Raw genomic sequence first — 20355 nt, forward strand, 5'->3', positions numbered from 1 at the left:
AGGGGACATCCTCACCGCCCCCTCCACTGGCCACCCTTATGGCCATGATCTTGACCTTCGTCAATTTATCCCGCAACGCCCCATGGCATGCTGGCGGCATTCACCCGGGAGTGTAACACCATGACCGCTTCTGCCCCGCGTAGACTGGAGTTCCTTTTCCTCCTGCTGCTGGCCCTCTCATCTCTTGTCCCCGGTTGCACCCCCCGCCCGGCCCTCCCGGCCGCTGCGAAGGGCGCGGGGCTGGAACTGCACGACCTGGGGAATCTCCCGGGCGCACGCAATCTCAGCTGGAACGAGAGCGGGACGACCCTGCTCGCGATCAGTGACGCCGGCCTGGTTCTTGTCCGTCCCGGGAGCGGCGCACGACAGCTTCTCCCCGGTCCGGCACCTGCGAGCGCCGCCTGGGGACCGAACGGCAGCATCGCCGTCGCCTGGAACGAGGAGGCGGGCTGCCGCCTCGCCCTGCTCGAAAAAAGCGGCGTGGTCCGCTCCGCAGTGCACCTCCCCGGCCGCGTCACCTCCCTCGCCCGCGCCGGAGCAGAGGTGATCGCCAGCCTGCTCGCCCTGGAAACCTTCTCCTTCGGCAGCCACTGTCAGCTCGAGCTGGTGCGCTGGAACGGTCACGACGCGCCGCAGCGAAGCCCGCTCTGGGAGACGACGCTCAAGCCGGGAAGCGCCGAACGGCTCGGCCGCCATCTTTTCACCGTTGCGGCCCTCGCCCCGGCGCCCGACAGCGAGGAGCTGCTCCTCGGCGAAATCCACGATCCACCAGCGGCCCGTCTCTACAGCCGGATTATTTTACTCCCTCTGGCCGGCAATACCGGTCGTATCCTGGTCAATCTTGCGGGGATTGCTCCCCCGGGACGATGGCTGGGGGATGGTGAAACTTTTCTTTTCACCGATGGTGGAACCCTCTTTCGCTTTGCTCCCCGGCTCGAGGAGCGGCCGCAGCCGCTGGGGCCGGGTCGGCGGCTGCACGCCGTCACGCCGGCGGGGGACTGGCAGCTGGTCGACGACCAGTTGCGGCACCATGACCTCCCCCTGGCCCAATTTCCCGGCCTGAGCAGCGGCAGCTTCGCCCCCGACGGCACCACACTGGCGCTGGCCGATCAGGGTCGACTGCTGCTGGTGACCGGGCTCAAGACCGAGCCGGCACCACCGCCGCCGACCGACCGCGAAAGGTTGCGGAAACTGCGCCATTGGTGGCGCGCGGGGCTTATCGACAACGACGACTACCGTAATGCACGCAAGGAGCTGTGGCCATGACCCGGATTTTCATCCTGTTTGTCTTTCTCCTGCTGCTGCCGCCGGGCGCAAGGGCACAATCCGACGCCGATGCCGACTGCCTCGGTTGCCACCGCCGCGAAACGCCGACGGCGGTCCACGCCTGGGAAGCGAGCGCCCACGGCGACAAGGTGGCCTGCGTTGACTGCCACGGCAGTAACCATCAGGCGATGCGCGCCGGCGTGGCGCCAGTCACCATCGCCGCCTGCGCCGCCTGCCATCCCAAGGCGGCAGCACAACACCGAAAATCACGCCACGGGCTAGGACTCCACTCGGGCTGGGGCTGTACCCGCAACCTGCCGGCGAAAAACCCCGCCGAGTGCCGCTTCTGCCATGAAGAGGGGAGCACGCGCCCCCTCTCCACCGTACAGTGCGCCCGGTTCCTGAAACAGACCCCGGCGATGCGGGAGATCGGCTGCAACCGCTGCCACCGGGTCGAATCGTCCTGCGCCGCCTGCCATGGGGCCCACAGCACCGAGCTCACCATCGTCCGCGCACCGGGGGTCTGCGCCACCTGTCACATGGGGCCGGACCACCCCCAGTGGGAGATGTGGCAGACCTCGAAACACGGCACCCTCGCCGCCACCGCACCGGGCCTCGGTCCGACCTGTCAGGATTGCCACATGCCCGGCGGCAGCCACGACGTCTCCGCCGGGCTGACTGCCACCCCCGGGCTGACGCCGCGGAAGGATGCCGAAGTCCAGCGCCGGCAGATGCTCGATATCTGCAGCGGCTGCCACGCCCGGGGCTTCGCTCTGCGCGACTTGGAGCACGCCGACCAGGTCCGCAGCGAGAGTCTGGCGCTGGTCGGCGAGGGGCGCGAACTCCTGGAGCAGCTGGCGGACGCCCGCCTCCTCGACCCCGCCCCCGACCGGCGCCCGCCCCACCCGTTGCGCGGTGCCACCCTGGTCAGCGACGGCCAGATGCTCTACGAGGAGACCTCCCGTGCCGAGCGCATTTTTTTCAAAATGCAGAAGTACGACCTTGCCCAGGCCGTCAAGGGAGCCTATCACCAGAATCCCGCCTACACCCACTGGTATGGCAACGCCGAGCTGAAGATGGACCTTATCGACCTGCGCGCCGAGGCGAGCCGCCTGCGCCAGCTGAGCGGCCGCACCGGTGCAAGTCCTGCCGATGCCGGAGCGGCTGCCGAGGAAAACTTGCGCACCCTGCAGCGGCGCCATGCCGCCGGCGAGCTCGATGATACTGGATATCGCGAGCAGAAGGAGAGGTTGCTGCGTGGCTACCTGGAGCGGTGAGAACCGTAAGCGAGGAAAGGGGCGGAATCAGGTTGCCGGCTTGAGCTTGTCGGCGAAGAGCTTCTCCAGTTTCTGCAGCTTGGGAGAAATGACCATCCGGCAGTAGGGCTGAAAGGAGTTGATCCGGTAGTAATCCTGGTGATAGCCCTCGGCCGGATAAAAGGCCTCGAGCGGCACGATCTCGGTGACGATCGGGTCGGGCCAGAGGCCGCTGGCCTGCGCCGCGTCCCGGGAGGCCTCGGCAACCCGGCGCTGCTCCTCGTCGCGATAGAGGATGATCGAGCGATACTGGCTGCCGATATCGCCGCCCTGGCGGTTGCGGGTGGTCGGATCATGGACGCGCCAGAAGACCTCGAGCAGCTCGGCGAGGGAAATTAGCGCCGGATCGAAGTGGACCTGCACCACCTCGGCATGACCGGTGCTGCCGCTGCAGACCTCCTCGTAGTCGGGATTTTCCCGGGTTCCCCCGGCGTAGCCTGAGACCACCTGCACCACTCCCTGGAGCCGGCCGAAGACTGCCTCGATGCACCAGAAGCAGCCGCCACCCAAGGTCACCGAATCAAGTCCTGCACTCATGACTGCCTCCTCTCTTCTTCCTGAATGAGATTGTAGCAGAGATGGGAAATCGGCGGACGGCCCGGGGTTAAGGCCTGCCGAGGAGCCGCACCAACTCCTCCGGTATGCCCGTATCAAAAGAGAGCAGCCGCCCGTTGCCGGGGTGGGTGAAGGTGAGGGAGCGGGCATGCAGGGCGAGGCGCGGCGCCGAGTCGGCCCCGTACTTGCGATCACCGACCAGCGGATGTCCCAGCTCGGCGAAGTGGACGCGGATCTGGTGCTTGCGGCCGGTCAACAGGTGGATGTCGAGCAGGCTGCAGCCCCTACCCTGCTGCAGCACGCGGTAGGCGGTGTGAGCGAGCTTACCCTGACCGGGCTCGGTGGTCGAGTAGACCCGCTGCGCCCGGTTCTCGGCAAGGCAGCTGGAAATCGTCCCGGCCGCGGGGCTGACTGCGCCGTGCACGACGGCGACATAGTGCTTTTCCGTCGTCTCCCAATCTTGCTGCAAAAAGGTCTTCACCGCTTCGCTCCTGGCGAAGAGAAGAAGTCCGGAGGTCTCCTGGTCGAGGCGGTGGACGACGAAGACGCGGTGGCGCGACTTCGGATCCCCCTTGCGAACATAGTCGTTGAGCAGGTAGTGAGCGGTCCGCCGCTTCTCCCGTTCGCTGCCTATGGTGAGCAGCCCGGCCGGCTTCACCACCACGAGGATATCCCGGTCCTCGTAGAGGATCTCCATCCCTCCCGGCCGACGCAGTTTCGGCGGTTTTTTCCCCTGGGTTTGCTCTGCCATCTCCGGTCACCTCTTCTGTCCTGCCTTTGGCGCTGCTCAGAAATCCGTCTCCCTCTGCCCTCTGCCCTCTGGCCGACGCGGCAGATCGCCCGAGCGATGCGATTGACGGGGTCGCGCCGGGAAAGAGCGGGGGGTGCTGGTCGTTGAGTCAATTGCGGGAGGCGCGCTCCCTGTTCTGCAGGGTACCCGGAAAGCAGAAAAGGGAACAGGCAAATCTCAAGGCAAGAGCGTCTCTCACCCGCTCCTTTCCGTCGCTTGAGGTCACGAAGGCCACGGAGGAAAGCTTTGGTGGAAGATTTTTTACCTCTGTGACCTCCGTGGTCTCTAGTGAGCAAAGCGAACGGGTGAGAGATGCCTTTTGCCTCGGCCACGGCATGGGAGGAATTATCCAACACCGGCGATTTAAAACCAGAAACCGGTTGCCCCCGATGAGCCATCGGTGGTATAAGAACACCCTCTCCTGAACCACAGGGATCGCCCTGTGGTTTTTGTTTTGTCCAGACCGAAAGAAGAAGCGTCATGATCAGCGCCCACAACGTCGCCCTTGCCTACGGCAAGCGCATCATCTTCAAAGATGTCAATATCAAGTTCATCCCCGGCAACTGCTACGGCCTGATCGGCGCCAACGGTGCCGGCAAGTCGACCTTCCTCAAGATCCTCGCCGGCGAATCGGAGCCCGACAAGGGGGAGATCACCACCGGCCCCGGCGAGCGCATCGCCATGCTGCGCCAGGACCACTTCGCCTTCGACGAGGAGACCGTCTTCAACACTGTGATGATGGGGCACCAGGAGCTCTACCGGGTGATGGCCGAGCGCGAGGCGATCTACAGCAAGGGGGAATTCAGCGAGGAGGACGGCGTCCGCTCCGGCGAACTGGAAGCCGAGTTTGCCGAGATGAACGGCTACGAGGCCGAATCGGAGGCGGCGGTGCTGCTCAACGGGCTCGGCATCCCCGAGGCGCTGCGCCACAAGAAGATGAAAGAGCTCGAAGGGGGCGAAAAAGTGCGGGTGCTGCTCGCCCAGGCCCTCTTCGGCAGCCCGGACATTCTCCTGCTCGACGAACCGACCAACCATCTCGACCTGAAATCGATCGGCTGGCTCGAAGATTTTCTCGCCCGCTTCCAGAACACGGTCATCGTCGTCTCCCATGACCGTCACTTCCTCAACCAGGTCTGCACCCACGTCGCCGACATCGACTTTGGCAAGATCACCGTCTACGTCGGCAACTACGACTTCTGGTACGAAGCGAGCCAGCTCACCCTGAAGCAGAAACAGGAAGAGAACCGCAAGACCGCCGACAAGGCCAACGAACTGAAGGAGTTCATCCAGCGCTTCTCCTCCAACGCCTCCAAGGCGAAGCAGGCGACCTCGCGCAAGAAGCTGCTCGAAAAACTGACCCTTGAGGAGATGCCGGTCTCCTCGCGCAAGTACCCTTTTGTCGTCTTCAAGGCGGAGCGCCCCTGCGGCGACATCATTCTCGAGATCAAGGACCTCACCAAGAGCATCGACGGCGTCAGGGTCCTCGACAACTTCAGCCTTACCGTCAACAAGGGGGACAAGATCGCCTTCGTCGGCGGCGGGCCGCTGACCAAGACAACCCTGTTCCAGATCCTCGCCGGCGAGCTCGAGCCGGACAGTGGCAGCTTCCGCTTCGGCGTCACCATCACCAGCGCCTGTTTTCCCAAGGAGAACGGCCGTTTCTTCGAGAACGACCTGACCCTGATCGACTGGCTGCGCCAGTTCGCGCCGGGCGAAGGGGAGAGCTTCGCCCGCGGCTTTTTGGGGCGCATGCTCTTCTCCGGCGACGAGGCGACCAAGAAATCGAACGTCCTCTCCGGCGGCGAGAAGGTGCGCTGCATGCTCGCCCGGATGATGCTCACCGGAGCCAACCTGCTGATCTTCGACGAGCCGACCAACCACCTCGACCTTGAGTCGATCACCGCCCTCAACAACGGGCTGATCGCCTTCCCGGAGGTGATCCTCTTTGCCAGCCACGACCACAAGTTCCTCTCCACCGTCGCCAACCGCATCGTCGAGTTCACGCCGCGCGGCTACATCGACCGCAGCATGACTTTTGACGAATACCTGGAGAGCAACGAGGTGGCGAAGGTGCGGGAGGAATATTTCCAGGGGGAGGCAGCGCTGACCCTTTAATCACGCCGGCCCAGGCCGAATCGATGTTACACGAAGAGAGCGGCGCCTCAGAAGGGGTGCCGCTCTCTTCATGTAAGCTCCCTGGTTGGCTAGCGGCAGTAAAGCTCGACGACCTGCTGCTCGTTGACCTTTGCAGCGAGCTCCTCGCACTTCTGCAACTGGCCACCATGCTGCCCGGGCGGGGCGCCGCGGCGTTCAAGAAAGCGATCGGTCGAGGATGGTTTAGCAGGGCAACTTCGGTTCCCTCTTTCCAGAGCCGGCAGCCAAGGGGAACCTACCCCGCCTTCTCCAGCAGTACGGTGCTGAACTCGGGGAGCATGCGGTTCCTGATCACCCGGCAACCGAGCCGCCGGTAGCACTGGCGCACATCGAAATTGTATTCCCAGAGTATTCCGGAGAGGAGGAGCAGGGCGCCGGGCCGGGCCGCGGCCACCAGCTGCGGGGCGACCTGCAGCAGGATGTCGCCATAGATGTTGGCCAGCACCAGGTCGAAGCCGGTCTCGGTCAGTCGCTCCAGGGTCCCCTGGCAATGCTGCACGCGGCGAGCAACCTTGTTGTGGGCGCAGTTGCGGCGGCAGCTGGCCACCGCATCTGCCTCGATATCGACGCACCAGGCCGCACCGCCGCCGAGGAGGAGGGCGGCGATGGCGAGGATACCGGTGCCGCTGCCGAGGTCGAGAATCCGTTCGCTGCCGGAGAATCGCAAATCTTCCAGCGCCTCCAGGCAGCTGACGGTGGTTTCGTGTTCCCCCGAACCGAAGGCGCCGCGATCCATTACCAGGTCGATGCGACCGTCATCCGCCGGCGGGGTACCCGGCGGGCAGATGCGGAAGCGCTCGCCGATCAGGAAGGGAGAGTAGGTCCCGGGCATGCTCAGCTCACTTGCCGCGCTTCTTGAAGGGCGGCTTTTTGCCGCCGGGCCGGTCCCCACCCGGCTTGACGTATGGGCGCTTGCCGGGAATCTGCTCCGTCCGCGCCGCGGCAGGGCCGGCATCGACACTGAGCTTTAACTGCTGGCCGCAGACCCAGACCCCCTGCAGCAGACGGATGACCTGCGGCGGCAGGTCGGCGGGGAGATCGACGAGGCTGAAGTCGTGGAAGAGCCGGATGGCGCCGATGTCGGCGCTGCTCAGCTGCGCCTCGTTGGTGATAGCGCCGACGATGTGGCGCGGTTCGACGCCATGGCTGCGGCCGACCTCGATGCGGTAGCGCTGCGACGGGCCGCCGCGGGGGGCAACTCGCTGTCCTCCGCGGGACGCCGGAGCCCGGGGAAAATCCCGATCCTCGACAATTGGCGGATCAGCCGGCCCTTCATGCTGCAGTGGCTTCTCCTTCTGCACCAGATAGGCGAGCGCCGCGGCGATGCGGCGGAAACCAGCGTCCTGCTCGTCCTGGAAACTGTCGACCAGTTCCTCGAAGAATTCGAGTTCCTGGCTCTCCAGCGCCTCGGCGATCTGTTCCTTGAACAGGCCGATACGGCGGTCGGTGATCTCCTGGCGACTCGGCAGGCTCATCGGCTTGATCGGCTGGCGGGTTGCCTGCTCGATGGCGTAGAGCATGCGCCGCTCGCGCGGGGCGACAAAGAGGATCGCCTTCCCTTCCCGGCCGGCGCGGCCGGTGCGGCCGATACGGTGGACGTAGGCCTCGGTATCGTAGGGGATGTCGTAGTTGACGACATGGCTGATGCGCTTGACGTCGAGGCCGCGGGCGGCGACGTCGGTGGCGATGACGATATCGAGGGAACCGTTCTTGAGGCGCTCGATCGTCTTCTCGCGCAGGGCCTGGGTCATGTCGCCATTCAAGGGGGCGCAAGAGAAGCCACGCGCTTCGAGCTTTTCCGCCAGCTCCACGGTCTCGATCTTGGTGCGGGCGAAGATCAGCATGGCGTCGATCTCCTCGGCCTCGAGGATGCGGGTCAGGGCATCGAGCTTGTGCAGCCCCTTGACCTGCCAGTACCACTGGGAGATCGTCTCGACGGTCGAGGTCTTGCTCTTGATGCGGATCTCGACCGGGTCCTTCATGTGCCGCCGGGCGACCTGCAGCACCTCCTTCGGCATGGTCGCCGAAAAGAGGGCGGTCTGCTTCTCCACCGGGGTGTGCTTGAGGATCTCCTCGACGTCGTCGATGAAGCCCATCTTCAGCATCTCGTCGGCCTCGTCGATGACGACACAGGCGAGGCGGTCGAGCTGCAGGGTGCCGCGGCGCAGATGGTCCTGGATCCGCCCCGGGGTGCCGACCACCGCCTGCACGCCCCGCTGCAGCTGGCGCAACTGGGCGAGCATGTTCTGGCCGCCGTAGACCGGCAGCACCTGGAATCCGTCGAGATGGCGGGCGTAGGTCTGCATCGCCTCGGCGACCTGCAGTGCGAGCTCGCGGGTCGGGGTGAGAACCAGGATCTGCGGGTAGCGCAGCTTCGGGTCGAGGCGGGAGAGGAGCGGCAGGGAGAAGGCGGCGGTCTTGCCGGTGCCGGTCTGCGCCTGGCCGAGGAGGTCGCGCCCCGCCAGCAGCGGCGGAATGCTCTGCGCCTGGATCGGCGAGGGGACTTCGTAACCGACTTCGTCGATGACCTTGAAGATAGCGGGTGCGAGGTTCAGTTCGGCAAAGGTGATGGTCTTCTCTTCAGACATGGGAAACCTAAGGGGGAAGTGCTCGTCGGGTGGTGAAGGGAGGGATCGAGCAGAGGGATAAGTCCTTGTCGGCGCAAAGCTTCTCCTTCCCCTTGTGGAAAGGAATCCGGCAGGCCGCACCTTAACCCATCCCGAAGAGAAGCGCCAACAATTTTCCAAGGGGGAAATGGAAAGAATCCTGCCAAAGCAGGCAAGGAGCCTTCACAACCTGCGGAGGAAGACCCACAGCCACGGCAGCAACGCCGCCAGGGTTCAGTTGCAAACTAGCCGCGACAAACTTCCCGCCGATGCCCGACACTGAGAGCCAGGACGACGAGCTGTTCATCGCGAACCTCGCAGAGGATGCGATAGCCACCGACCCGGCAACGCCAGAGACCGGCCAACTCACCGGGACGAGACCGGCTCAGGCCCCGAAGGTCCCGGTCCAGAGCCCCTTGAAGAAATGACGGGCATTGCTGCCGAGAACGCGGCTGTCGTACCCCCCTTCCTGGATTACCACCGTCGGCAGGCCGAGGGCGGCGAGCATGCGGCCGTTTTCGACGAAGTCCGGCCCTTTCAGGCTCCAGGTCCCGGTCGGGTCGCCATTGGCGGTGTCGAGGCCAAGGGCAATCACCAGGAACTCCGGCTTGAAGCGCTGGATGCGCCGGATCGCCCTGCTGAGCGCCACCCGGTAACCGGCACCGTCGAGATGTTCGGGGAGCGGCAGGTTGAGGTTGTAGCCGAGACCGTGGTCGACACCGGTCTCATCCTCGAAGCCATTGAAATAGGGATAGGCGAAGCGCGGATGGCCGTGGATGGAGACCGTCAGGACGTCGCGGCGGGAATAGAAAATATCCTGGGTACCGTTGCCATGATGGTAGTCGATGTCGAGGATTGCCACCTTGCCGTATTCGCACAACTCCTCGGCGGCGAGGGCGGCGTTGTTGAAATAGCAGAAGCCGCCGAAGGCGCGCCGCTCCGCATGATGCCCGGGCGGCCGCACCAGGGCATAGGCGAGGCGTTGCCCTTCGAGAACCCAGCGCGCCGCGGTCAGGGCGCAGTCGGCGGCGCGTTTGGCGGCAAGAAAGGCGTTGTGGGTCAGCGGTGTGAAGGTATCGATGCAGTAGTAGCCGGCCTTGACCGCCATCTCCTTGGGCGGCCTGGCGGCGTTGCGCACCGGGAAGACATAGGGGTAGAGCGCCTTGTTGGCCGGCAGGCCGGCACACATCGTCTTCAGGTAATCGACGAAATCGGGGGCATGGATGCGCTTGAGGTGGCGTTCGGCAAAGCGCCGCACCGGGACGCGATAGAAAAGCCCGGTCGGTTCGATTTCGCGCAGGATCGAACGGATGCGCACCGGCGACTCGACGTAGCCGCGCTCACGGATGTGGTGAATGTCATGCTGATCGTTGACCACCAGGGCGATCTGGCGGTCGACAGGGTGGCGATCGAGGGGCACCGGACGCGCCACCTCCTTCTTGAGATAACGGAAGGGGCGCAAGCGCACCGGGTCGTCCTGGAAGGAGTTGACCACCATGTCGATGTAGGACTGGGGACAGAGATCGGCATATTTGCGCTCGAGGATGGCACGAACGATCTTGCGCGCCCGCGCCGCCGGCAACTCCACCCCCTGGCCGAGGTCATCGAAGACCAGGAAGGGGGGATTGTCGTCCCCCGCCTTGACCGGTGTCTCGTAGGCGGTCCCGGCGATCGGCCGGACACCGTACTGCTCGTAGAACTTCAGCCGCGCCCGGTTCTGGGCGAGAATCTGCGGGTCGCGGCAGAGCGCCGGATCGTCGGGGAGACACTCCATGAAGATGCCGACCACCCCCAGCCCGCGCGCCTCGGCCCGTAGTCGTTCGTAGAGGGCGCCGCCGATGCCACGCCCGGTCATCTTTTCCGCCGCCGAGATGTACTCGAGGTAGCAGAATTTCAGGTCGGGGGCATGCAGCAGCAGGGCGAATCCCTTGACCCCCTCCCCCTTGTCGTCCTCGGCCACCGAAAGGATCGACCGAAAGCGGTATTTCAGCGGGTTGGTCAACTGCTCCGGAAGTTTCCTGATGTCCTTTTTATCAAGGGCGGGGAACTGGTCGCGGAGAATCTGCTGGACCTGGGCGATCGCCTGGCGGTTGACCGGCAGGACCGTGTCGTAGATGCGGCGGATGCGGAACATCGGGGGCCTCGGCAGGGGGGAACGATTCGAACAACACGAGATAGTTGTACCATGAATCGGGCCGCTCAGCTATCGGCCGTTAATGCATCCCCGCCGGCGCCTCCCCCTCCCCTTTCTTCAGCAGCAGCAGAAACGGGATGACCGCCAGAAAGGCGATGCCGAGAATCCAGAAGATGTGATTGTAGGAGAGCATCCCTGCCTGGCGCCGGATCATGCCATAGATCATCGCCAGGGCGGTCTGCTCGGCCTCGCTCGCCGGCACGCCGCGGGCCACCGCGGCCTGGGTCAGGGTGGCGACCTTTTGCTGGAAAGCCGGGTTCATCGGGTTGGCGTGGGCGACGAGGACGTTCTGGTAAAGCTGGGAGAAGCGGGCGAGCAGGGTCGCCGAGACGGCGATGCCGACGCTGCCGCCAATGTTGCGCAGCAGGTTGTACATGCCGGTGGCGTTCCCCATCTCCGGTTTTGGAATCACCGACAGGGTGGTGGTGGTCAAGGGGACGAAAATCATGCCGAGACCGAGGCCTAATACCATGCGCGGCCAGACGAAATCCCAATACGAAGCCTCGAGGGTGAAACCCTGCATGATGAACATGGCGCTGGCACCGATGCAGAGGCCGCAAAAGACTATATAGCGTCCCTGCAAGCCGCGGGAGAGGGCGGCGCCGACGAAGGGCATGGTGCAGAGGGTCACCACGCCCCCCGGCGCCAGGACCATGCCGGCGAGGGTGGCGTCATACCCCATCAGGGTCTGCAAAAAGAGCGGGATCAGCATGATCGCGCTGTAGAGGCAGAAGCCGAAGATGAACATCAGGAAGTTGCCAGCCGAATAGGAAACGTATTTGAAGAGACGCAGGTTGACGATCGGGTGGGAATGGCGCAGTTCGACCAGGACCAGGGCGACCAGCGAGACCGCCGAGACCAGCGCGAAGGCGATGATGAAACCCGAGTCGAACCAGTCTTCCTGCTGCCCCTTGTCGAGCACGATCTGCAGGGAACCAAAGCCGAGAACCAGCAGCGCCAGCCCCCAGTAGTCAATGGAAATCTTCTGCCGGTTGCGCAGGTACTCGGGGTCAAAGAGGAAGGCGGCGGCCATGATCACGGCGATGACGCCGATCGGCAAATTGATGTAAAAGATCCAGCGCCAGTTGAGCTGGTCGGTGACGTACCCCCCCAGGGCCGGGCCGATGATCGGCCCGAACATGGCGCCGATGCCGAAGATCGCCATCGCCATCCCCTGCTCCTTCGGCGGGAAGGTCTCCATCAGGATCGCCTGGCTGTTGGGGATCAGGGCCCCTCCGGCCGCGCCCTGCAGGATGCGAAAGAAGATCAGAAAGCCGAGGTTGGGCGCCGCGCCGCAGAGAAAGGAGGCGAGGGTAAAGAGGACGATGCAGGTGATCAAAAAGCGCTTGCGGCCGAACATCCTGGAGAGCCAGCCGGTCATCGGTAGCACCACGGCGTTGGCGACCAGGTAGGAGGTCAGCACCCAGGTGATCTCATCAGTGCCGGCGTTGAGGCTCCCCTGCATGTGCGGCAGGGCGACGTTCGCCACCGAGGTGTCGACGATCTCCATGATCGTCGGCAGCATCACGGTGATGGTGATCAGCCACTTGTTAACGGGTTTGGCGTCGCTCATTGCAGAGGCTCTTTATAGGTCCTAAAGGTCCCATAGGACCTATGATTTTCCGCTCTTTCAGTGGAACGGATTGAGCGTCTCAAGGATGTCCCCCAACGAGCGACCGGTGTAGACCGTCGGCACCACGCTCATGCCGACCCGCAGCATGTGGCCGGGGTCGGTATCGGCATCGATGACGATCTTGACCGGAATGCGCTGCACCACCTTGACATAATTGCCGGTGGCGTTTTCCGGTGGCAGCAGGGAGAAAGCGGCGCCGGTGCCGGCCATGATGCTGTCGACCCGGCCGGTAAAGGTGCGGCCCGGGAAGGCATCGACGGTAAATTCGACCTTCTGCCCGGGCTCCAGGTGGGTAAGCTGGCTCTCCTTGTAGTTGGCGACGATCCACGGCTCCTCGAGCCGGACCAGGGCGAGGAGCGGCTGGCCGGCCTGGACATTGCTGCCGACTTCCACCGACTTGCGGGTAACGTAACCGGCCACCGGCGCGACGAGGCGGGTATAGGCGAGGTCGAGGCGCGCCGACTCCACTTCGGCAGCGCGCTCGGCGATGCGGGCGGCCTGGCCGTCGTCGCCGGCGGCGGGTCCAACCTGGGATTCGGCGCGGGCCAGGTTTTGCCGCGCCAGGTTGACGCTCTCCCGCGCCACCTTCGCCACGGTGCGCAGCTGGTCGAGGCGTTCGCCGGGAATCACCTCGCGGGCAAAGAGGGCTTCGCCGCGGGTCAGGTCGAGCTCCGCCTGTTCGGCCTGGGCCCGGGCCTGGCCGAGGGCGGCGCGCGCCGCAGCAACCGCGGCGCGTTCGCCACCGACGGTATTGCGGGCAATCGCCAGGGCGGCCTGCGCCTTGTCGAGGCGGGCACGATAGGGCGCCGCGTCGAGCTCGACCAGCAGATCACCGGCGGCCACCGGCTGGTTATCCGCCACCGCGACCGTTTCGACATGCCCGGCCACCCGCGCCGAGATGAGATGGATGTGCCCGGCGACAAAAGCATCATCGGTGACCAGTTCGATCTTGCTCTTGTACCAGAGCCAGCTGCCGGTCACCACGCCAGACAGAATTAGAACGAGCAGGATCAGGCCGATCCGGCGGCGCCCCCCGTTGGTCTTCGCTTCTTTATCGCTGCCGGAAGATGTCTGCTCTGGTTTTTCCGCTGCAGTTTCACTCATGATGAATCCCTCAAAGGGCGCCGATGGCGCGCTGGACCCGGGCCAGGGCGAGCTGATATTCAAATTGGGCACGATAGAGATCGGTACGGCTCTGCGTCAGCAGGGTCTGGGCATCGAGGACTTCGGTGGCGGTCCCCACCTGCTCGCGGTAGCGGTTCTGGTTGAGGCGCAGGTTCTCTTGCGCCTGGCGGATCGCAGCTTCCATCACCGCGATCCGCTGCGCCGCCACCGTCGCATCGTTGCGGGCGCTGCGGTAATCGAGCAGGGCCTGCTGCTCCAGGTCGGCCAGCACCCGGCGCTCCTGGTCGAGCCGCTGGCGGGCGGCACGCAGCCGGGCGCTGCTGGCGCCGCCGTCGGCGAGGTTGACGCGCAACCCGAGGGTGGCGCTATAGATGGTCTGTTCCTTGACGTGACTGTTCTCGACATAGTCGGCGCCAAGGTGGGCAAAGAGCTCCGGCCGGAACGCCCCTTGCGCCTGCTGGACCCCGGCTTGCGCGGCGGCCACCTGCTGCTGCTGCGCTGCGATCTCCGGGCGACTGGCGATGGCGGCCGCATCAGGCACCGACGGCAAGGCGAGATCCGTCTCGGGATGAAGCTCGGCGCGGGCCGCGGTTGGCCGGCCGGTCAGGTAATTGAGTTGCAGCCAGGCATTCTCGAGAGCGCCGTTGCGGACAAGCTGCTGCTGCCGGGCCGCAGCGAGGCGAACCTCGGCCTGCAGCACGTCGTTGCGGGTCACCATCTGCTGTTCAAACAAGGCCTTGGCCACCCGCAGATGGGCCTCGGTCTGGGTCACCTCCTCGGCGGCTGCCTGCAGCAGCTGCTCGGCAATGAGGACCTGGAAATAGGCGACGCCGGTCTGCAGAAAGAGATCCTGCTCGCGGCCCGCATAAGCAAAGCCGGCCTTGCGCGCACTGGCATCGGCAGCGGCGACCTTCCCCGCCGAACGACCGAAATCGTAAAGAAGCTGCTCGGCGGCGAGGCCGAAATGGGCATAGTTTTGATCCTGGGTCGCTTCGCTAAGGCCGCCGATCACCACCTGCTGCGGCGCCTGCTGCGCCGTGTAGCCGGCCTCCAGATCGAGCCGTGGGCGATAAATACCGTGTGCTTCCTTGCTCTGTTCGGCGGAAATCTCCGCCGTTAACGCCGCCGCCTGCAGGGTCGGGTTCTGCTGCCGGGCGAGGGCGAGACAGTCGGCCAGACTCAACGATTCGGCGCCGACGGTTGTCGGCAGGAGGAGCAGGCAGCCAAGGAGCAGTCTGCCAGAGAGACTAATCATGGTTACTTCCCCTTATTTTGGCCAAAAGGCGGCAGAGCTCTTCGTACTCGCCCGGTGCGAGAGCGGCGACTACCTGGCGGCGCACGCCGAGCGCCACCGGTGTCAGTACCTTCTCCAGGGCACGTCCTTTAGCGGTCAGACAGACCCGCCAGGCGCGGCGATCGGCAGGATCGGGCCGGCGGTGAACCAGGCCGAGCTTCTGCAGGCGATCGAGCAGGCCGCTGAGCGTGGTGCGATCGATTTCGGTCTTCTCGGAGAGCGCGGTCTGGGTCCGGCCATCCTCCTGCCAGAGGAAGGCGAGCAGTGCGAATTGCGCCGGGGTAATGCCGTGGGGGGCAAGCAGATCACGAAATTGCGCGTAGATGCGCTGGTGCGCCTTGGCCAGGAGAAATCCAAGGCTGCTCTCGATATTCAACCCATCCACGAGAACCTCCAGATGCTTTCCGTGCGAATAATCAGCATACTTTCCATGCGCCAACTTACTGCCGCTGGGCATTTCAGGTCAAGGGGCAGGAAAAATTTTTTGCGCCGTATAAGCCCTTGACCGCCCGACTGCTTCTTTCTATAATCCACAGCACTTTCGCCAACCAGCTCACCGAGAAAGAATCGGTATCCAGGTTTGGGGGTGTGGTGAAATTGGTAGACGCACTGGACTCAAAATCCAGCGGGCGCAAGTCCATGTCGGTTCGACTCCGACCACCCCCACCAACCAATGAGAAAGCCCGCCACCACTTAGGTGACGGGCTTTCTCTGTTCTGAAACATTGATTTCATTCGAAGAGGGGGACGAAAAAAAGCCCCCGCTGGAGCGGGGGCCAGTAATGGGCTAAAGCTGATTTACGGACGGCTGGCCACGCCGGTAACGGTGTCGCCACGGAGCCAGGCAACGGCCTCGGGGTAGAGAGCGACATCGATAGTGATGCTGCCGTCCAGGACGCCGTTGTCAAGCCAGTCGATGGAATCGAACAGCAGGCGCTTGACGTAGTAGCGGTTGTGGGCATAGCCGCCGGCGTCGTTGCCCGGGATCAGGCTGTTCTGGAAGGCCCGGTGATCGTTATCGGTGCCGGTGGCGGCAGCAACAACACCGCCGGTATAGTTGGTCTGGCCGTTGGCCTGGTTCAACGTGTCCTTGAGGAGCTGGCCGGCTTGCTGGTAACCAAGGGACTCCTCCTCCAGGAAGGCCGCGGCAGCAGCAGCGGTTCCGTCACCAGCCACGAGGTCGGTGGTGGTCAGGGCGGCACCGTGAGCCCCGGTGTGGCAATTGATGCAAGCCTCGGAGTTGAGGCCGACGACCACGCCGGCAGCATCTTTCTCGACCACTGCGAAGGTGTGGTCAGGCTGACCCGCAGCCCCGTTCATGTGACAAACGGCGCAGGGGCCGGCGTCGGTGTTGCCGGTGGCATCGTCGGCAGGGGTGCCGAGAATGTCATGTTCGAAGTAGGACGGCTTGGAGTAATCCAGGCCGACATACTCGCCGCCGACATGGGTCAGGTTGCTGAACAGGATGGCACCGGCAATCCCGTGGTGGGAGGCACCGTAACCGCTGGTGCTGACCGGAACGTCGCTGGCATTGCCGCGGGCCGAGTGGCAGACCAGACAGGTGTTGGAGCTGCCGACATCAGGGAAGTCAATCGGCAGACTGTTGTAGGTGTAACCTGCGGTCACAGCAGCCTTAACGCGGAGATCGCCGGCATTGTTGCTATGGCAGGCCCAGCAGTAGAGCATCTCGTTCTGCCCGGAGGGGGTAATCGCACCGGTAGTAGCGTCCTTCGACCAGCCGACCAGGGCCGAGAAGTCATTGTTGGCCGCATCGTAGTTGGCCGGATCGGCCGCGTAGTTCTTGAAACCGGTGGAAGTATGGCACTGCTGGCAAGACTGGCGGTTGGCGGCATCCCAGTCATAGTGGACAAAAGCGTTATCCGCAGCGGCGACGCCGGCTTTGCGGTAGATGTCGACGGCGGCCCAATCATGGTCGGTCAGGCCCGCGTCAGCCACGGCCTGCTTCTTGATAGCGATGATGTCGCCGCCATGGCCCGATTCGGCCCACTGCTCATTAATGGTGATATCGGCCGCATGGACGTTGTGGCAGTCGCGGCAGGAGCGCTCATTGGCCGGATCCATGGTATAGCCTTCAACCACGTTGGTCGTCTCCGGATCGTCGAAGTGGGTCGAGGCTATGACCCGGGAATAGCGGGCGGCATGATAGATCAGGTCGCCGCTGGCGCCGTCGCTGGAGGTAGAGCCGGGCAGTTTGGAAACGGCAGCTCCGATCTGGGCGTCGTGGCGCTGGTGGCAGTTGGTGCAGGTGGCATATTCGGCCGAAGCCACCACCTTCAGGGACGCACCGCGCCCGCTGGTCTGTTCGTTTTCCAGCAGTTTGCCAGGATTATGCGGGTCATGGCAGGTACGGCACTGGATCGGCGACGGGTTCTCGACTTCCGTGACTGTGACCAGGCTTTCAAAGGTATCGTAATCCTTGTACTGGCGCGCCCCTTCATCGGTGTGACACTTGGAGCAGGGGGCCCCGGTATGAATCTTGGTGTGCGGGCTGGCGACGTAATCCGCAAGGATGTTGTTTCCTTCCGGATGGTAGGTGATGTGGCTCGGCATCTCGGTGGTCCAGCGGCTGTTGTGACACTGGCCGCAGGCATTGAAGTCGGGGGTCGCGCTGGGGATCGGACCGACGCCGAAGTGCTCGCCACCGGCGCCGTGGCAATTTTCGCAGCCGACCGCAGCGAGACCGCCGGCGGGGACGTCGGCCGGATCGATCAGCCCCTCGAGGGTCGGGCCGTCACCGATGGGATCGTGACAGCTCAGGCAGAGTGCTTCTGAGGTCGCCGCGACATGGGTGCTATGCACAACGTGCTTGCCGACCAGGTACTTGTCGACCTCGGCAGCACTCCAGGAGAAATCTTCGTGACAGCCAATACAGGTGCCGGAGCCAACATAGGCGACACTGGTCACCGGGTCACTGCCGAGATTAGCACCACCTGTGGTGGTGCTGCCGCTGGAGTCGCGATTGCTGCCGCACCCCGAGAGGGTCAGCGCCAGAGCCGCCGCAAGAGCGAGAGAAACTAACTTCGTGGTTCGCATGCAAACCTCCTATGCGTGGGTTAAGGATGTAATTAATGGCATTTCCGACAGGTTTTGCCGCCACTGGCCCGGTCGAGACGGCCGCTGAAATCGCTGAAGTCCTTCGGATGGGGGTTGACCATCAGCCCGCTCTTTGCGCTGTGGCATTTGAGGCAGATATCCCCGTCCGGGTGGCAGGCCTGGCAGGTCGCCAGGTTCTTGCGCGCTTCGCGGCTGTGCCGGCTCGACCATTCGTGCGACGGCAGCACCGAGTTCGGGTGGCAGGTCTGGCAGCTGTCCGCGGGAAAGGTCTCGTGCGGCGTCCCGGAAACGGTCAGGTCGCTCCAGCTGCGCCGGTGCGAGTCGAGGGCGAGGTCGGCCGGGGCGAACTGCTCGTGGCACTCGAGGCAGAAGTTCTGCTCGTGGCAGCTGCTGCACAACTGCGGGTCGGTGCGCGCGGCGATCGGGTGGGTGACGTGAAAGTCGCTGCGATGGACGTTGACCATGGCGTTGCCAAAGGCCCCCATCTCGTCGGCGCGCCCGGCGTCGCTGTGGCACTCGAGGCAGAAGTCCTGCTGGTGGCAGGCGCTGCAGTCGATGGCGCCATTCTTGGCGGCCGGACGGTGGTTGAAGGCCCAGACCGGGCCATGCGTCTTCAGCCCCGGAAAGGTAACTTCTTCGACAAAGGCTTTCTCGTGGCATTCGAGGCAGACCGTCTCGGCCGGCTTGATCGCTTCGGCCCCTTCGACGTGGCAGGTAGCGCAGGCGGCATCGTCGAGATAGGTCAGGTGAGTGGCGTGGTCGAATGGGGCGCCCAGCGCCGGCGCCGCCCAGAGGGTGGCAAGGGCCAGGATGGCTAACAGGCTTCGAATCATATCGTCACTCCTTGACTTAGAAGAGGATGTTAAGACGGACGCGGCCGCGGTTGTAGTAGTCGTACAGGTCGCTCTCCACCCGCTCGAGCTTTGCCTGGACATTGACCTTCTTGGTCAGGTACGCCGTGGCGTCGACCCAGTAGCGGCTGCTGGTGGTGTCGTCGCTGGTCTCTTCCAGCCGCCGCTGCAGCACGTCGACCTCGGCGCCGGCGCCGGCCTGCAGGTACTTGTTGAAGAGGTAGGAGCCGTGCAGCTTCACCCCGCGCAGGTCCTGGCCGTCGCCGTCCTCGCGCCAGACCCCGGAGAGGTAGCCGGCAAAGCGCTCGGTGCGGATCTTTTCGACCCCGGCCTCGAAGACGTAGGCGTCGTCGAAATCCTGGTACATTTCCCAGGTGCCGCGGCCAAAGGCCCTTAAGCCCTCGCCGAGCCGAACGTTGTATTCGGCCATCAGCTCCTGGTACTCGCTGACGGCGAAGACCGAGTAGATCGAGGTCGAAGAGAAGACCGGCAGGGAGTAGAGGTACTCGGTGCGCAGGTTCCACTTCTCGCTGCGGTGGTAGTTGGCCCCGGCCAGGAAGTAGGAGACGCTGTTGCTCAGATAGTCGAATTGCACCTCAGTGTAGAGGTTGAGCAGGTTGCGCCAGTCGTAGTCGGCATCGAAGCCGAACATCTCGTTGGCGAGTTCGCTGTCGCTCCAGCGCTGCAGGTAGGAGACGCCGAGGTGGAGGCCGTCGAAGAAACTCCCGGACAGCTTCAGCCCGCCGATCAGGTCCTTGGCACTGTAGCCGCTGTAGTAGGCGACATCACCACCGCCGAAGAGGCTGACCTTGAGGGGGCCGAGGTTGTTGTAGTCGAGGTAGAGGCCGTCCATCAGCGAGGCGCCGGCGGTGGTCGCGATGAACTGGCGGCCGAGCTTGACGTCGAGGTTCTTGACCAGCCCCTTCTTCTCCAGGTAGCCGTAGTAGAGGCGGCTGTCGGCGTCGACCTCGTCGTTGAGATCGACCCCGAGGCGGCCGTAGCCGCGGAAATTGAGCCCGGCGCCGTCGAGATCCTTGACGTTGAGCAGCAGGTACTCGTAGGTGGGAAGCGCGGCGTCACCCTGGGCGTCGTCGTACCATTCGAGTTCGGTGCTCGAGCGCCCCGACACCGAGACCGCCAGCGCCTGACCCGCCGCCCCCAGGGCCAGCAGAAACACCGCTGCGCAGATCGTCATTCGCTGCCAAATCCTCATGTTGCCTCCTTCGAATTTAAATGTCCTTGATCCCGAACCCTGCTCCGCTGGTGACGCGCGACCAACCTACGGAAATCAGTACAGGCAAGAGCTGCCTGGCCTCATTGCGCGAGCACGCACCTGAACAGTGCGGAATTCTACAGAAACTTTTTCCGGAGCGGGGTTAAGTTCTCAATAAGAAGGGTAAAGAAGTATTAAGGGGCCCCGGAATAGTGCAGTTCTCTCCCCCTGGCCCCGGACAAACGGGGGCGAGACAAGCCGACTTTACATTTCTTTACATTGGT

16 protein-coding genes and 1 tRNA gene are annotated in these 20355 nt (G+C 64.1%); 4 read left to right on the plus strand and 13 right to left on the minus strand.

What is annotated here, in order from left to right:
• Nucleotides 1-120 precede the first annotated feature (120 nt).
• Nucleotides 121-1266: a hypothetical protein gene (locus ACYQ8E_RS18105; RefSeq protein ID WP_459861740.1), complete on the plus strand. Its 1146-nt coding sequence runs from the start codon at nucleotides 121-123 to the stop codon at nucleotides 1264-1266.
• Nucleotides 1263-2543, plus strand: a complete 1281-nt coding sequence (locus tag ACYQ8E_RS18110) for a multiheme c-type cytochrome (RefSeq protein ID WP_459861742.1) — start codon at nucleotides 1263-1265, stop codon at nucleotides 2541-2543. The genes ACYQ8E_RS18105 and ACYQ8E_RS18110 overlap by 4 nt, the downstream gene beginning before the upstream one ends.
• A 27-nt stretch (nucleotides 2544-2570) precedes the next feature.
• Here the strand turns inward: ACYQ8E_RS18110 and msrA are convergent, their stop codons facing one another.
• Both msrA and ACYQ8E_RS18120 read right to left on the minus strand, forming a co-directional pair.
• The gene (msrA, locus tag ACYQ8E_RS18115; RefSeq protein ID WP_459861744.1) at nucleotides 2571-3119 is read right to left on the minus strand and encodes a peptide-methionine (S)-S-oxide reductase MsrA; all 549 of its coding nucleotides are present in this window, start codon (nucleotides 3117-3119) and stop codon (nucleotides 2571-2573) included.
• A 67-nt stretch (nucleotides 3120-3186) separates the two neighbouring features.
• Nucleotides 3187-3888: an RluA family pseudouridine synthase gene (locus tag ACYQ8E_RS18120; RefSeq protein WP_066727880.1), complete on the minus strand. Its 702-nt coding sequence runs from the start codon at nucleotides 3886-3888 to the stop codon at nucleotides 3187-3189.
• A 519-nt stretch (nucleotides 3889-4407) separates the two neighbouring features.
• Between ACYQ8E_RS18120 and ACYQ8E_RS18125 the strand changes: the two genes are divergently transcribed.
• Nucleotides 4408-6042: an ABC-F family ATP-binding cassette domain-containing protein gene (locus ACYQ8E_RS18125; protein WP_066727881.1), complete on the plus strand. Its 1635-nt coding sequence runs from the start codon at nucleotides 4408-4410 to the stop codon at nucleotides 6040-6042.
• A 274-nt stretch (nucleotides 6043-6316) separates the two neighbouring features.
• On the opposite strand, the gene ACYQ8E_RS18130 is transcribed toward ACYQ8E_RS18125, so the two are convergent.
• From ACYQ8E_RS18130 to ACYQ8E_RS18165, 8 genes are all read right to left on the minus strand, one after another.
• Nucleotides 6317-6913, minus strand: coding sequence for a 50S ribosomal protein L11 methyltransferase (locus ACYQ8E_RS18130; RefSeq protein WP_459861747.1), 597 nt, complete (start codon nucleotides 6911-6913; stop codon nucleotides 6317-6319).
• 7 nt (nucleotides 6914-6920) lie between these two features.
• Nucleotides 6921-8669, minus strand: coding sequence for a DEAD/DEAH box helicase (locus ACYQ8E_RS18135; protein WP_459861749.1), 1749 nt, complete (start codon nucleotides 8667-8669; stop codon nucleotides 6921-6923).
• A gap of 263 nt (nucleotides 8670-8932) precedes the next feature.
• Nucleotides 8933-9097 carry a type II toxin-antitoxin system RelE family toxin gene (locus tag ACYQ8E_RS18140; RefSeq protein WP_082820341.1) on the minus strand — a complete coding sequence of 55 codons (165 nt, stop codon included), beginning with the start codon at nucleotides 9095-9097 and terminating at the stop codon, nucleotides 8933-8935.
• The gene (locus ACYQ8E_RS18145; protein WP_066727884.1) at nucleotides 9073-10821 is read right to left on the minus strand and encodes a histone deacetylase family protein; all 1749 of its coding nucleotides are present in this window, start codon (nucleotides 10819-10821) and stop codon (nucleotides 9073-9075) included. The genes ACYQ8E_RS18140 and ACYQ8E_RS18145 overlap by 25 nt, the downstream gene beginning before the upstream one ends.
• A gap of 79 nt (nucleotides 10822-10900) precedes the next feature.
• Nucleotides 10901-12454 (minus strand): DHA2 family efflux MFS transporter permease subunit, encoded by a 1554-nt coding sequence (locus tag ACYQ8E_RS18150; RefSeq protein WP_459861751.1) that lies wholly within the window; start codon nucleotides 12452-12454, stop codon nucleotides 10901-10903.
• 57 nt (nucleotides 12455-12511) lie between these two features.
• A complete protein-coding gene (locus tag ACYQ8E_RS18155; protein WP_459861753.1) occupies nucleotides 12512-13618 on the minus strand; it encodes an HlyD family secretion protein in 1107 nt (368 codons plus the stop codon).
• Between the two features lie 10 nt (nucleotides 13619-13628).
• A complete protein-coding gene (locus tag ACYQ8E_RS18160) occupies nucleotides 13629-14894 on the minus strand; it encodes a TolC family protein (RefSeq protein WP_459861755.1) in 1266 nt (421 codons plus the stop codon).
• Complete coding sequence (locus ACYQ8E_RS18165) at nucleotides 14887-15318, minus strand: MarR family winged helix-turn-helix transcriptional regulator (protein ID WP_066727889.1); 432 nt, start codon at nucleotides 15316-15318, stop codon at nucleotides 14887-14889. Before ACYQ8E_RS18165 ends, ACYQ8E_RS18160 begins: the two co-directional genes overlap by 8 nt.
• A gap of 197 nt (nucleotides 15319-15515) precedes the next feature.
• On the opposite strand from ACYQ8E_RS18165, the gene ACYQ8E_RS18170 reads away from it, so the two are divergent.
• Nucleotides 15516-15602 (plus strand) — tRNA-Leu (locus tag ACYQ8E_RS18170).
• Between the two features lie 128 nt (nucleotides 15603-15730).
• Here ACYQ8E_RS18170 and ACYQ8E_RS18175 read toward each other — a convergent pair.
• From ACYQ8E_RS18175 to ACYQ8E_RS18185, 3 genes are read right to left on the minus strand one after another with little or no spacing between them, the layout of a single operon-like run.
• Entirely contained in the window at nucleotides 15731-17986 is a 2256-nt protein-coding gene (locus tag ACYQ8E_RS18175) for a hypothetical protein (protein ID WP_066727890.1), read from the minus strand.
• A gap of 32 nt (nucleotides 17987-18018) precedes the next feature.
• Nucleotides 18019-18840, minus strand: a complete 822-nt coding sequence (locus ACYQ8E_RS18180) for a cytochrome C (RefSeq protein ID WP_066727891.1) — start codon at nucleotides 18838-18840, stop codon at nucleotides 18019-18021.
• A gap of 16 nt (nucleotides 18841-18856) precedes the next feature.
• Nucleotides 18857-20071, minus strand: coding sequence for a hypothetical protein (locus ACYQ8E_RS18185; RefSeq protein ID WP_157471891.1), 1215 nt, complete (start codon nucleotides 20069-20071; stop codon nucleotides 18857-18859).
• Nucleotides 20072-20355: the final 284 nt, after the last annotated feature.

Source organism: Desulfuromonas carbonis (assembly GCF_054658035.1).

Coding starts and splice junctions, on each gene's coding strand:
- ACYQ8E_RS18105 (WP_459861740.1), top strand. CDS start 121: ATGACCGCTTCTGCCCCGCGTAGACTGGAGTTCCTTTTCCTCCTGCTG.
- ACYQ8E_RS18110 (WP_459861742.1), top strand. CDS start 1,263: ATGACCCGGATTTTCATCCTGTTTGTCTTTCTCCTGCTGCTGCCGCCG.
- msrA (WP_459861744.1), bottom strand. CDS start 3,119: ATGAGTGCAGGACTTGATTCGGTGACCTTGGGTGGCGGCTGCTTCTGG.
- ACYQ8E_RS18120 (WP_066727880.1), bottom strand. CDS start 3,888: ATGGCAGAGCAAACCCAGGGGAAAAAACCGCCGAAACTGCGTCGGCCG.
- ACYQ8E_RS18125 (WP_066727881.1), top strand. CDS start 4,408: ATGATCAGCGCCCACAACGTCGCCCTTGCCTACGGCAAGCGCATCATC.
- ACYQ8E_RS18130 (WP_459861747.1), bottom strand. CDS start 6,913: ATGCCCGGGACCTACTCTCCCTTCCTGATCGGCGAGCGCTTCCGCATC.
- ACYQ8E_RS18135 (WP_459861749.1), bottom strand. CDS start 8,669: ATGTCTGAAGAGAAGACCATCACCTTTGCCGAACTGAACCTCGCACCC.
- ACYQ8E_RS18145 (WP_066727884.1), bottom strand. CDS start 10,821: ATGTTCCGCATCCGCCGCATCTACGACACGGTCCTGCCGGTCAACCGC.
- ACYQ8E_RS18150 (WP_459861751.1), bottom strand. CDS start 12,454: ATGAGCGACGCCAAACCCGTTAACAAGTGGCTGATCACCATCACCGTG.
- ACYQ8E_RS18155 (WP_459861753.1), bottom strand. CDS start 13,618: ATGAGTGAAACTGCAGCGGAAAAACCAGAGCAGACATCTTCCGGCAGC.
- ACYQ8E_RS18160 (WP_459861755.1), bottom strand. CDS start 14,894: ATGATTAGTCTCTCTGGCAGACTGCTCCTTGGCTGCCTGCTCCTCCTG.
- ACYQ8E_RS18175 (WP_066727890.1), bottom strand. CDS start 17,986: ATGCGAACCACGAAGTTAGTTTCTCTCGCTCTTGCGGCGGCTCTGGCG.
- ACYQ8E_RS18180 (WP_066727891.1), bottom strand. CDS start 18,840: ATGATTCGAAGCCTGTTAGCCATCCTGGCCCTTGCCACCCTCTGGGCG.
- ACYQ8E_RS18185 (WP_157471891.1), bottom strand. CDS start 20,071: ATGAGGATTTGGCAGCGAATGACGATCTGCGCAGCGGTGTTTCTGCTG.